Below are 11,522 nucleotides of genomic sequence, written 5' to 3'. Positions count from 1 at the left end.
AGTCTAGGCCGCCCCACTGACAACCCGTGGCTCCCTTCGAAACCTCACGGCCTCCTGAGGGGCAGATCACGAAAATGTATCGGGCATATCGAACATCAACCTTCACAGCAGCCACACGAGTTGGCTACGGTGCAGCCGGGCAGTCCGTCCCCCCGCCCGCGAACGTCGCGGCGAGCGGGCAGCCCCCGCCGAGTTCCGTACGCCGAGAGGCAGGGAACCGGGGACCCAACCGACCTTGGGGTGAATCGGCCGGCGGCTCAGCAGGACAGGGCAGCCGACCGTAGGGCAGCCTTCCACGCACCACGCACCACGCCCGAACCCGACAGCTAACCCGGTAGGCGGACGACGGAAGGAGTCGCCTGCCTTGGCGTCGCACCGCAAGCCCCGCGGCCGGTCCCGGATGACCGGCGGCCTTCGAACGACCCCGGCGGTCGGCATCACCACCGCCGCTCTCACCTCCGTGGCGCTGCTCTCGCAGACGGCTCAGGCCGCGCCCGCGCAGCCCTCGTCGAAGCCGAGCCTCGAAGAGGTCCAGAAGAAGGTCGACACCCTGTACCGGCAGGCCGAGGTCGCCACGCAGAAGTACAACGGCGCCAAGGAACGGACCGACTCCAAGAAGCAGCAGGTCGACAAGCTCCTCGACGAGGTCGCGCAGCGCACCGAGGAGATGAACACGGCCCGCCAGAAGATGGGCAGGTACGCCGCCGAGCAGTACCGCTCGGGCGGGGTCAGCGACACCGCGACGATGTTCCTCGCGAACAACCCCGAGGACTACTTCGCGCAGGACCAGCTGATGAGCCGGCTCACCGCCGAGCAGAAGAAGGCGGTCGACGACTACCAGACGCAGGCGCGCTCGACCGCGAAGAAGCGCACCGAGGCGCAGTCGAACCTCCAGGACCTCACCGAGTCGCAGGCCGAGCTGAAGTCGACGAAGGAGACCGTCCAGACCAAGCTCTCCGACGCGCGCGAGCTGCTCGCCAAGCTGACCGCCGAGGAGAAGGCGCGGCTCGCCCAGATCCAGAAGGCCAAGGAGGAGGCGGCCCGCAAGAAGGCCGCCGAGCTGGCCGCCAAGCAGAAGGCCGCGGAGGAGAAGAAGCGGAAGGCGGCGGAGGAGGCCGCGCGCCAGGAACAGGAGTCCGGCTCGTCCTCCGGTTCGTCTTCCGGTTCCTCCTCCGGCTCCTCGGACGGCTCGTACGCCACGAAGGCCGCGCAGGCGCTGGCGTTCGCCAAGTCGCAGGAGGGCAAGCCGTACGTGTGGGGGGCCACGGGCCCGGACTCGTACGACTGCTCGGGCCTGACGCAGGCGGCGTGGAAGTCGGCGGGGATCTCGCTGCCGCGGACGACCTGGGACCAGGTCGAGGTTGGCAAGACGGTGCCGCTCTCCGATATCCAACCCGGTGACCTGGTGTTCTTCTACGACGACATCAGCCACGTCGGCATGTACATGGGCGACGGCATGATGGTGCACGCACCGAAGCCGGGGGCGGTCGTGCGCGAGGAGTCGATCTACTACGACGGCACGTCGGCGATCCACAGCGTGGTGCGCCCGGCCTGACGCCGTAGGGACATACGCGGAAGGGCCCGGCAGGTTGTTCGACCTGCCGGGCCCTTCCGCGTGATTCAGGAGTACGTCACGTCCACAGCACCGCGATGAAGATGTTGGCCATGGTCAGCGCGCCGACCGTGATGAAGAGGCCCTTCTCCGCCTTTTCCTCGTCCCGCTTCACGTAGACGATGCCGAGGATCACGATCAGGATCGCCAGCTTCACGCCGATCTTGATGTTGTTCACGGTGGAGCCGTCCGCCTGGTTGAGGCCGACCAGGGCGACGCCGGTCACCAGCATCGTCAGGGCGCCGTGCAGCATCGCCTTGTTGAAGCGGGCCGCGCCCTCCTTCATCGCCGACATCTGCGTGAGGAAGCCGCCGAGCAGCGAGGCGATGCCGATGATGTGCAGGCCGACGAAGAGGTTGATGAGTACGTCCATGGGGCCGGAGCCTACTTGGGCCCGTTTCGGGCCACTTCGGAGACCCCACTGTCACTCTCTGTCGCTGTCCATAACAAATGGGCCAGTTACGAACAATCAGTCACCAACCCGTTACGTCGAGGTTTAGCGTCCTTGCTCAGGTGACCGGCTCCCCACCGCCGCCCGGGCCAGGGGCGGCAGTCGGACACCTCCGCCGAGAAAGGTCCGGCGGCGACCCGCTCCCCCTGTGCGGGTCGCCGCCGGACGCGCGAACGGCGGACGTACGACCCGGAAGGATGTGGCACCACGTGCCGGCAGCGCACCGCAAGCCCCGCCAGCGATCCCTCGGCGGCGGCACGGCCCGCACCGCAGCCACCCTCGCCCTCGCCTCCGCGGCTTCCGCCACCGCCGTCGTCAACGGCGGGGCCGCGCACGCGGAGCCGGACCTCGGCCCCGAGCAGGTGCGGGCGAAGGTCGACAAGCTCTACCAGGAGGCGGAGGTCGCCACCGAGAAGTACAACGGGGCGAAGGAGAAGGCGGACCGGGCGGAGAAGAAGGTGGACGCCCTCCAGGACGAGGCGTCCCGGCGCACCGAATCGCTCAACTCCCAGCGCCAGAAGCTGGGTTCGGTAGCCGCGTCCCAGTACCGCTCGGGAGGCGTGGACCCCTCGGTCCAGCTGCTGCTTTCCTCCTCCCCCGACAGCTATCTCGACAAGGCCGCCCTCACCGAGCGCGCCGGCACCCGGCAGGCCGCCGCGGTCACCCGCGTACGGGGCGAGCTCCGCGAGATCGACCAGCTGCACACGCACGCCGAGGACACGCTCGCCGAACTCCGCGCCAAGAAGGCGGAGCTGGAGGACTCCAAGAAGAAGGTGAAGCGAAAACTCGCGGAGGCCCAAAGCCTCCTCGACCGCCTCACCCCCGAAGAGCGCACCGCCGACCCGGCGGACGGCTCCCAGGCATCCCAGGCATCCCAGGCATCCGATGCCTCCCACGCCTCCCGCTCCGCGCCCCGCGGCGACCTCGCCGCGGCCCCCAACTCCCGCGCCAAGGCCGCGATCTCCTTCGCGTACGGCGCGCTGGGCAGCCCCTACGTATGGGGCGCCACCGGGCCCTCCGCCTTCGACTGCTCAGGGCTCACGCAGGCCGCGTACAAGGCGGCCGGGGTCGCGCTCCCCCGCACGACGTACACGCAGATCGACGCGGGCCAGCGCGTCCCGAAGTCCCAGCTCCAACCCGGTGACCTGGTCTTCTTCTACTCCTCGATCAGCCACGTCGGCCTCTACATCGGCGGCGGCAAGATGATCCACGCGCCGAACCCGAGCGCGCCTGTGCGGGTGGCGCCGATCGACGAGATGCCGTTCGCGGGGGCTACGCGGGTGGCCTGACCGGCCCGTTGAAGGCGGCGGCTACGCGGGCTTCTCCCACACCGACACGTGCCCCTGGCTCTCGCCCGTGAAGGGCTCCTTGGTCCAGCCCTCCCACCGCTCGCTCAGCCGCAGCCCGGCGATCCGCGCCATCAGGTCGAGCTCGGAGGGCCAGACGTAGCGGAAGGGGAAGGTCTTGTACGTGGCCGTGCCGGTGGCCGGGTCCACGTCCACGTAGTTGGAGCTCATGGCCTGCGTCGCGGTGTCGTAGCGGTCGAACGCCCAGCGTGTGTCGCTGACTTCGAACGGTACGGCGTCCTGACCGGGCGGCAGCAGCCGCAGCGCCGGGACGCCGACCTCGACGACGAAGCGGCCGCCGGGGGCGAGATGGGCGGCGGCGTTGCGGAAGCAGTCGACCTGGGCGTCCTGCGTGGTCAGGTTGTTGATGGTGTTGAAGACGAGGTAGGCGAGGGCGAAGTCGGTGCGGCCCGCGGTGGCCGTGGCGAAGTCGCCCAGGGTGACGGGGACGTCGGCGCCGCCGGGCTTGGCGCGCAGCTGTTCCACCATCGCCCGCGACAGGTCGATGCCGTGCACCTCAAGACCCCGCCCCAGCAGGGGCATGGCGACGCGCCCCGTACCGATGGCGAACTCCAGGACGGGGCCGCCGCCCGCGCGTTCGGCGAGGAAGTCGACGGCCGGGTCGAGGACTTCCGGGGCGAACATGTTCGCCGCCGACTCGTCGTACGTCGCCGCGACGCGCTCCCCGAAGTAGTCGTCGGCATCGGCGTCGGCGTCGGGGCGGGAGTCGGAGTGGAGGTCGGGAGTGGTCCGGGCGTCGTCCGTCATCGCGTACCTCGGTCTCCTCGGTCGGTGTGGGCCGTCAGGGCGTCGATGAGCCGGGGCCACAGCTCGCGCGGGCGGTCGTGGCCCATGTCGGGGAGCAGGAGGAGTTCGGCGCCGGGGATCAGTTCCGCGGTGCGGCGGCCGCCGCTGGGGTCGATCAGGGTGTCGTCCAGGCCGTGGACGACCAGCGTCGGCACCCGGAGCTCGCGGAGGGCGTCCGCGCGGGGGCCGCTGAGGGTGATCGCGCCGAGCTGTCGGCCGACGCCTGCCGGGTAGTGGGCGCGGTCGTAACCGCGGGCGGCCAGGTCACGGAGCTCGGCGGCGTCCCCGTACCGCTTGGACGCCCAGGTCAGCGACCGGTCCGCGGCGGCGACGTACCCCTCCCGGTCGGACGGCTTCGGCGCGAACAGCGCCGCCTGCGCCTGCGGCGACGACTGCCCGTACTCGGGCTCCCCCGTCGTCGACATCATCGAGGTCAGGGTCAGGACCCGGTCGGGCCGGGAGATCGCCATCGTCTGGGCGATCATGCCGCCCATGGAGGCGCCGAGCACATGGGCCCGCTCGATGCCGAGCGCGGTGAGCAGCCCGAAGGCGTCGTCCGCCATGTCCTGGAGGCGGTACGGGATCATCGCGAGCGCGGCCGGGATGTCGCCCGCGCGCACCGTGGCGATGAACTCCCCCATGTCCACGGGGTGTTCGTCGAACTTCGTCGACAGCCCGCAGTCCCGGTTGTCGAACCGGACGACATACCGTCCGCGCTCCGCGAGGGCCGCGCAGAACTCCTCGTCCCACGCGATGAGTTGCGCGCCGAACCCCGACACGAGCAGCACCGCCGGGTCGGCGGGATCGCCGAAGGCGTCGTACGCGATCGAGACCTCGGGCGATACGTCGACGATCGGCATTACTGCGCCCTCCCCGTGACCGCCACGGTCACACCGAGCCCCACCATCGCGAGCCCGCCCGTGCCACCGACCGCCGCGAGGCGGCGCGGGGAGCGGGCGAACCAGCTGCGGGCCGAGGACGCGGCCAGGCCCCAGACGCTGTCGGACACGATCGCGATCACGTTGAACACCAGCCCGAGCAGCAGCATTTGCGGCACCGTGTGCCCGGCCTCCCGGTCGACGAACTGGGGCAGCACCGCCGCGAAGAAGACGATCGTCTTGGGGTTCGCGACGCCGACGGCGAAGCCTTCCCAGAGCGTACGCAGGGTGCTGTCGCCCGATGCGCCCGCACCGTCGCCGTCACCGTCCTGCGTGAACACCGCGCGCAGCGAGCGCCGTTGACGTATCGCCTTGATCCCGAGATAGACGAGATAGGCCGCGCCGAGCAGCTTCAACGCCGTGAACACGACGATCGAGCGCTCCACGAGCGAGCCGACCCCGAGGGCCACGGCGATCACGAGGACGTACGCCCCGAGCGTGTTCCCCGCGACCGTCGTCAGCGCGGCCCGCCGCCCCTGCGCCAGCGCCCGGCCGACGACGAACAGGACGCTCGGGCCCGGGATGACGATGAGCAGGAAGGACATCGCCGCGAAGGCGAGGAGGCGGTCTGCGGACATCATGGGGTCCATTGAGGCACGCCACGTCCCTTCGGCCCAAAGGGTTTTCAGACCAGCCTGCGCGCCGTCGCCCACCGCGTCAGCTCGTGCCGGTTGGAGAGCTGGAGCTTGCGGAGCACCGCCGAGACGTGCGACTCGACCGTCTTGACGGAGATGAAGAGCTGCTTGGCGATCTCCTTGTACGCGTACCCACGGGCGATCAGCCGGAGGACCTCCCGCTCGCGCTGGGTGAGGCGGTCCAGGTCCTCGTCCACCGGCGGCGCGTCCGTGGACGCGAAGGCGTCGAGGACGAAGCCGGCGAGGCGCGGCGAGAACACCGCGTCGCCCTCCTGGACGCGGAAGATGGAGTTCACCAGGTCCGTGCCGGTGATCGTCTTCGTGACGTAGCCGCGCGCGCCGCCGCGGATCACGCCGATGACGTCCTCCGCCGCGTCGGACACCGACAGGGCGAGGAAGCGGACCGGGCTCTCCGCGTCCGCCATCAACTGGGCGCTGCGGCGCAGCACTTCGACGCCTCCGCCGCCGGGGAGGTGGACGTCCAGGAGGACCACTTCGGGGCGGGTCGCCGAGATCACCGTGACGGCCTGGTCGACGTCGGCGGCCTCGCCGACCACCTCGACGCCGGTCTCCTCGGTGCGGCCGATCTCCGCCTGGACGCCGGTGCGGAACATGCGGTGGTCGTCGACCAGGACCACGCGCACGCGCCGCCCCGGACCGGTCTCCTCGGTGGGTCCCGTGGCTCCCGTGGCTCCCGTGGCTTCCGTCATGACGTCGTCCTCTCCGCCCGCTTCATGGTCAGTTCGACCTCCGTGCCGCCGTCCGGCACCGCCCGCACCCGGGCCGTCCCGCCGTTGCGCTCCATCCGGCCGATGATCGATTCTCTTACGCCCATCCGGTCGGGCGGTATGGAGTCGAGGTCGAACCCGGGGCCCCGGTCCCGGACGGAGACGAAGACCGTGTCCCCGTCGACATCGCCCTCCACCTCCGCGTACACCTGGACGGCGCCGCCTGTGCCACCGTACTTGGCGGCGTTCACCATCGCTTCCCTCGCGGCCTGCATCTGTGCCGACAGCTGCTCGTCGAGCAGTGAGTCGCCGACCACCACGACCTCCAGCGGCACCCCGTGCTTGTCCTCGACCTCCGCCGCGTTCCGCTTCACGGCCTCCGCGACCGTCTCCGGCTCCTGCGGGTTCTCCGCCGCGGCCGGTTTGTAGAGCCAGGCCCGCAGGTCGCGTTCCTGGGCGCGGGCGAGGCGGCGCACCTCGGCCGGACTCTCCGCGTTGCGCTGGATCAGGGTGAGGGTGTGCAGGACGGAGTCGTGCACATGGGCCGCGACCTCCGCGCGCTCCTGTGCGCGGATACGCATCAGCCGTTCCTCGGAGAGGTCCTGCGTCATGCGGATCAGGTACGGGCCCGCGAGCAGCGCTATGCCGACGAGGACCGCGAGCGCCGCCTGCAGGATCGGGCCGATGTGCTCGGCGGAGCCCTGCGTGACGAAGATTCCGGTGACGCCGACGCCGACGAGCAGCACCCCGGAGGCCGCGCGCGCCAGGCTCAGCGTGCGCTTGCGGCGGCCGACCTCCATCCAGCGGGCCCTGCGCGCGTTGTCGGCCTGGCGCCAGACGAGGGCGACACCGGCGGCGACGAGGACGGCGGGGATGAGATAGGCCTTGGTGTTGCCCGTCAGGTTGACGTTCTCCACGAAGATCATCGCTACGACGACCATCAGGAGCAGCGCGAGGATCTGGCCCTTGTCCGGCCTGCGCGTCACCAGCCGGCGGCGGCCGTCGGGGGACGTCTCCGTCGTGAGGACCGGCGGCCGGTCCGCGCCCACGCCGCCGACGCCCAGCGGCACGAAGAACCAGAACGCCGCGTACAGCAGCGCCCCGAGCCCGTCCGCCATGAACAGGCCGACGAAGACCAGGCGCACCCAGATCACGGGCAGCCCGAGATGCCCCGCGAGGCCCCGCGCCACTCCGCCCAGCCAGCGGCCGTCGCTGCTGCGGTAGAGCTTGCGCGGCGGCCGCGGCTCGTCTCTGTTCTCCGCGAGGGGAGCGGGCGCTGGTTCCGGCATGCCACCGATCGTCACACGCGGCAGATGGCCGGGCATCAGGGTTGGGCCCGGATACTTCCCTGATCTTCCGGCCGGGGGTGTGGCGGCGGGTGCCTCAGGGGCGATCTCAGGGTTCGGCCAGGGTTGTCCCGACTGCCGTCGGCGGGCTCGGGCCGTCACGATGTACGTATGACGGAGCAGCCCCCTCTCGACACGGCGACCACGGACACCGTGCCGCCGCCCGAACCGCCCGCGGCGCGGCCGCCGCGCGGATTCCGCAGGGACCGGCGGTACAAGACGCTGGGCGGGGTGTGCGCGGGGCTCGGCCGGCACTGCGACATGGACCCGGTGATCTTCCGCATCGGCCTGTCGGTGCTCTCGGTGACCGGCGGAGTGGGGCTGATCTTCTACGGCTTCGCGTGGCTGTTCGTGCCGTACGACGACGAGGACGAGAGCGAGTTCCGCAAGCTCCTCACGGGGCGGGTGGACGGTCCCGGCCTCGCCGCCATAGTCACCGCGCTCGTCGGCTGCGGCGTCTTCCTCTCCATGCTGAACAACGGCGGGGCGCTCACCTTCGCCGTCGTCCTCGCCCTGCTGCTCGCGGGTGCCGGGTACTGGTCGCGGGCGCGGCGCACCGCCGATCCCGACCCGGTGGCCGCGCAGGCCGTCGCGGACGCGCCGCCGGAGGCGCAGGCGCCGCCGGTCGCGCGCGGGCCCTCGTGGTGGCGCGACCCGATCGTCAAGGACGGTACGCACGTGGGCGGCACCGGTTACCTGTGGGGCCCGCCCGGCGCCGAGGAGCGCCCACCGCAGCAGGGCCGGTGGGGCGGCCCCGTCGCCGCGCGGCCCGCCGCGCCGCCGCAGCCCCGTGGCCCGCGTGGCATCGGTGGCCTCACCTTCCTCGGCGCGCTCATAGCGGGTGGCATAGGCACCGGCGTGACGTGGGACGAGCGCACGCTGAGCGCCAGCCTGCAGACCGGCCTTGCCTGCGCGCTCGCCGTGTTCGGCCTCGGCATCGCGGTGAGCGCCTTCCGCGGCCGCACCGGGGTCGGCTCGATACTCCTCGCGGTGATCACGGCGGGCCTGCTCACGGCGTCCGCCGCGCTGCCCGGGAACATCAGCACGGACTGGGCGCGCACCAACTGGTCGCCTGCGCGCGCCGCGGACGTGAAGGAGCGTTACGGGATGGGCTCGGGTGTCGGCACGCTCGACCTCTCCGAGGTGTCGGTGGCCGACGGCAAGAGCGTCGCCACGCGGGTGGACGTGGGCGCGGGCAAGGCGCGGATCGTGCTGCCCGCGGACGAGACGGTGCGGTTGCGGGCGACGGTCGGCGTCGGGGACATCCGGCTGCCCGGCGACTCCTCGCGCGATGTGGACGTCCGCCCGGACCAGAAGCAGACCGTCACGCTTGTCCCTCCGGGGAAGCCGAAGGGTGCGGACGACGCCGCGATCGAGTTGCGGGTGGAAGTGGGGCTCGGGCAGGTGGAGGTGGACCGTGCGGCATGAATTCCACCCGGGCCGGCTGCTCGCCGGACTGGTGCTGATGACGGCGGCCGTCGTGTACTTCGGCGATGCGGGGGGTGCGTGGGACGCGCCGTGGTTCGTAGGGGTTCCGTTGGTGTGCGGAGGGTTGTGCCTGGCGGCGGTCGTCGGAATGGTTCGGCGCGTACTGGGATTGCGCTCCCGGGGCGGAGCCCCGAGGCCGTAACGACATCCGCCTCAATATTCGGACGACCTGAGCCTCCGCCCCCGCCACCACGCATCGACCGACCACACCGCCGCCCCCGCCAACACCAACGGCAACCACGCCATCAGATACGCCAAGTCGTTCCCGAGGTAATACGGCTCCGTCGCCCAGCTCACCGTCAACCACAGGCTCAGCGAAATCAGCACGCCGCCGACCGCCGCGAGCCGCGCCAACACTCCGAGCAGCGTGCCGACGCCCACCGCCAGTTCGCCGAAGGCAATCGCGTAGCCGAATCCGGCCGGCGACTTCAGCGCGAGGTCGACGAGTTCCGGGATCGCGGAGGTGTCCCGCACGCCCCGCATCTGGTCGCCGATCGAGCCACTGCCGCCGGACTTGAAGAACGCGCTGTCGGTGAGTTTGTCGAGGGAGGCGTAGATGAAGGTGACGCCGAGGAAGACGCGCAGCGGCAGCAGCGCGTACCGCTGGGCGGTGTCGCGCCAGTTGCCGGGTGGCGGGCCGTAGTTCGTGGTCAGGTCGGATCGCATGCCGTGCGCCATAGCCGCTCCGCCGCCTCTCGCGCCTGGTGTCTTTACCTGACCATACGTACGAGAGCCCGCCGGGGCTCACCGCCGGAGCCGATCGACGACCGATCGACGACCGTTCGACGGCCGATCGGCGGCCGTTCGGCGGCCTCAGTCGGCGACGTCGATGCCGCACCGGTTCGTCTCGACGCCCGCCGCCGTGATCACCTGCACCTCGACCCGCCCCGGCTCCACCTCCACCGGAACCGGCACCGTGAGCAGCGCGTCGGCAGGGTTGGTGAAGCCGCCGGGGACCGGGACGAGTGGCACGTGGACGTGGACCGGCCCGATCCGCACCGCGACCCGCGCGAGCTGGTCCGCCCCGCCCGCGCCCGGCGGCACGAAGTAGGCGCCGCGGATCTCGATGTCGTCGCCTGTGCGGATCGGCGCGTCCAGGTCACCGGCCTCCCGGGCCCGCACCACGGAGAGGATCACCGGTCGGCCGCCCTCCGCGTACTTTCCGGCGAGGTACGTCGCCGCGGACACGACCACCAGGACGGCGAGGCCCCACGGCAGGTCGGGCAGCTGCTCGGGGCGGCGGGCGAGGCGGACGGCGGCCCAGCAGACGGCGACCGCGGTCACGGCGACGTACTGGATGTCGGTGAAGCTGCCGCGCCCCGAATCGTCGGTGAGCAGGTCGGCGGCGCGCGGCCGGGGCGCCCGCAGCTTCTGCAGCCGCTGCGCCCCGACGCGCACCCCGACCACCCGCCGTACGAGCACGGCCACCGCGCACACCACGGCGAGAACCGTCAACAGCCCGGCGCCGCGCGCGAGTTCGAGGCCAGAGATCAGCGCGTCGCGCCGCGCCGCCCCCGCCGCGAGCGCCAGCTCACCGGCGAGGACGAGGACCGCGTAAAGGACCAGCAGAACCACCCCGCCCGCCACCGCGCGCGAGGTCGACAAGCGGTTGTCCTCGCCGATCACCGGCGCGAGGGCGCCGCCGCGCGCCCGGTGCAGATACCCGGCCGCCGTCAGCGCGCCGCCCACCAGCACGGCGGCCACAAGTCCCGCCGTGCGCGCGGGAGTCCAGCCGCCGCCGATCGCGGTGAGCGCCTGCACCAGCAGCAGCACGGCGGCGCCGCCCCACACCACGTACAGCGTGCGCGGCCACAGGCCCTCGAACCAGGCCGTGCCCTCCTCGCGGCCGCGGTCGGCCATCGCCCGTGCGGACTGGGTGAGTTCGTCGGAGATCCACTGCCGGGACGCCCCCGCCGAGTGCGCGACGGCGGCGGGCAGCCCCTGACCGGCCGCGAACCCGTCCCGCTTCGCCGCGAATCGCGCGACGGCCCTGCGGTGTCCTTCGCGCGCCCCGCGCGGACAGTCTCCGCAGGTGCACCCGCCCTCGTGCGCCGTACGGTCGTTCCGCGCTTCCTGCACCGCCACTGCCGCCGCCCCCACCTTCACCAACGTCGCCAACTTCCCTGTATTGACAGCGAATTGTGCCGCACGCCGGGGGCGCGATGTCGCAC

At 71.7% G+C, this 11,522-nt stretch carries 11 protein-coding genes and 1 riboswitch; of the genes, 3 read left to right on the top strand and 8 right to left on the bottom strand.

Annotated features, from left to right (window positions below):
• Positions 1-190 precede the first annotated feature (190 nt).
• A riboswitch (cyclic di-AMP (ydaO/yuaA leader) is annotated at positions 191-357 on the top strand.
• Positions 358-364: 7 nt separating this feature from the next.
• A complete protein-coding gene (locus RBJ65_RS02900) occupies positions 365-1,555 on the top strand; it encodes an NlpC/P60 family protein (protein WP_372341356.1) in 1,191 nt (396 codons plus the stop codon).
• A gap of 76 nt (positions 1,556-1,631) precedes the next feature.
• Here the strand turns inward: RBJ65_RS02900 and RBJ65_RS02895 are convergent, their stop codons facing one another.
• The gene (locus tag RBJ65_RS02895) at positions 1,632-1,985 is read right to left on the bottom strand and encodes a hypothetical protein (protein ID WP_306321046.1); all 354 of its coding nucleotides are present in this window, start codon (positions 1,983-1,985) and stop codon (positions 1,632-1,634) included.
• Between the two features lie 275 nt (positions 1,986-2,260).
• Here RBJ65_RS02895 and RBJ65_RS02890 point away from each other — a divergent pair, with 275 nt between their 5' ends.
• Positions 2,261-3,352: a C40 family peptidase gene (locus RBJ65_RS02890; protein WP_306321045.1), complete on the top strand. Its 1,092-nt coding sequence runs from the start codon at positions 2,261-2,263 to the stop codon at positions 3,350-3,352.
• A 21-nt stretch (positions 3,353-3,373) separates the two neighbouring features.
• On the opposite strand, the gene RBJ65_RS02885 is transcribed toward RBJ65_RS02890, so the two are convergent.
• The 5 genes from RBJ65_RS02885 to RBJ65_RS02865 all read right to left on the bottom strand — a co-directional run bounded on the left by RBJ65_RS02885 (position 3,374) and on the right by RBJ65_RS02865 (position 7,806).
• Positions 3,374-4,054 carry a class I SAM-dependent methyltransferase gene (locus RBJ65_RS02885; RefSeq protein ID WP_372341357.1) on the bottom strand — a complete coding sequence of 227 codons (681 nt, stop codon included), beginning with the start codon at positions 4,052-4,054 and terminating at the stop codon, positions 3,374-3,376.
• Positions 4,055-4,173: 119 nt separating this feature from the next.
• On the bottom strand, positions 4,174-5,076 hold the full coding sequence (locus RBJ65_RS02880; RefSeq protein ID WP_306321043.1) for an alpha/beta fold hydrolase: 903 nt from the start codon (positions 5,074-5,076) through the stop codon (positions 4,174-4,176).
• Positions 5,076-5,735 (bottom strand): LysE family translocator, encoded by a 660-nt coding sequence (locus RBJ65_RS02875; RefSeq protein ID WP_306321042.1) that lies wholly within the window; start codon positions 5,733-5,735, stop codon positions 5,076-5,078. Before RBJ65_RS02875 ends, RBJ65_RS02880 begins: the two co-directional genes overlap by 1 nt.
• A gap of 44 nt (positions 5,736-5,779) precedes the next feature.
• On the bottom strand, positions 5,780-6,499 hold the full coding sequence (locus RBJ65_RS02870; RefSeq protein ID WP_306321041.1) for a response regulator transcription factor: 720 nt from the start codon (positions 6,497-6,499) through the stop codon (positions 5,780-5,782).
• Positions 6,496-7,806: an ATP-binding protein gene (locus tag RBJ65_RS02865; RefSeq protein WP_306321040.1), complete on the bottom strand. Its 1,311-nt coding sequence runs from the start codon at positions 7,804-7,806 to the stop codon at positions 6,496-6,498. Before RBJ65_RS02865 ends, RBJ65_RS02870 begins: the two co-directional genes overlap by 4 nt.
• A 168-nt stretch (positions 7,807-7,974) precedes the next feature.
• Here RBJ65_RS02865 and RBJ65_RS02860 point away from each other — a divergent pair, with 168 nt between their 5' ends.
• Positions 7,975-9,291: a PspC domain-containing protein gene (locus tag RBJ65_RS02860; protein ID WP_306321039.1), complete on the top strand. Its 1,317-nt coding sequence runs from the start codon at positions 7,975-7,977 to the stop codon at positions 9,289-9,291.
• A gap of 213 nt (positions 9,292-9,504) precedes the next feature.
• Here RBJ65_RS02860 and RBJ65_RS02855 read toward each other — a convergent pair whose 3' ends face one another.
• The gene (locus tag RBJ65_RS02855; protein ID WP_306321038.1) at positions 9,505-10,029 is read right to left on the bottom strand and encodes a DoxX family protein; all 525 of its coding nucleotides are present in this window, start codon (positions 10,027-10,029) and stop codon (positions 9,505-9,507) included.
• A gap of 135 nt (positions 10,030-10,164) precedes the next feature.
• Positions 10,165-11,436, bottom strand: a complete 1,272-nt coding sequence (locus RBJ65_RS02850) for a hypothetical protein (RefSeq protein ID WP_306321037.1) — start codon at positions 11,434-11,436, stop codon at positions 10,165-10,167.
• Between the last annotated feature and the right edge of the window lie 86 nt (positions 11,437-11,522).

The sequence above is a fragment of the Streptomyces sp. KL109B genome (assembly GCF_030766935.1).
GTDB lineage: Bacteria > Actinomycetota > Actinomycetes > Streptomycetales > Streptomycetaceae > Streptomyces.
Note: the sequence above shows the minus strand (reverse complement) of the source record. Positions and strands in the feature narration are given on the sequence as shown.

What these genes read in the sequence shown, in the direction of transcription:
- RBJ65_RS02885 (WP_372341357.1), bottom strand. Translation starts at nt 4,054, where the DNA reads ATGTTCGCCCCGGAAGTCCTCGACCCGGCCGTCGACTTCCTCGCCGAA.
- RBJ65_RS02875 (WP_306321042.1), bottom strand. Translation starts at nt 5,735, where the DNA reads ATGATGTCCGCAGACCGCCTCCTCGCCTTCGCGGCGATGTCCTTCCTG.
- RBJ65_RS02865 (WP_306321040.1), bottom strand. Translation starts at nt 7,806, where the DNA reads ATGCCGGAACCAGCGCCCGCTCCCCTCGCGGAGAACAGAGACGAGCCG.
- RBJ65_RS02870 (WP_306321041.1), bottom strand. Translation starts at nt 6,499, where the DNA reads ATGACGGAAGCCACGGGAGCCACGGGAGCCACGGGACCCACCGAGGAG.
- RBJ65_RS02860 (WP_306321039.1), top strand. Translation starts at nt 7,975, where the DNA reads ATGACGGAGCAGCCCCCTCTCGACACGGCGACCACGGACACCGTGCCG.
- RBJ65_RS02890 (WP_306321045.1), top strand. Translation starts at nt 2,261, where the DNA reads ATGTGGCACCACGTGCCGGCAGCGCACCGCAAGCCCCGCCAGCGATCC.
- RBJ65_RS02855 (WP_306321038.1), bottom strand. Translation starts at nt 10,029, where the DNA reads ATGGCGCACGGCATGCGATCCGACCTGACCACGAACTACGGCCCGCCA.
- RBJ65_RS02880 (WP_306321043.1), bottom strand. Translation starts at nt 5,076, where the DNA reads ATGCCGATCGTCGACGTATCGCCCGAGGTCTCGATCGCGTACGACGCC.
- RBJ65_RS02895 (WP_306321046.1), bottom strand. Translation starts at nt 1,985, where the DNA reads ATGGACGTACTCATCAACCTCTTCGTCGGCCTGCACATCATCGGCATC.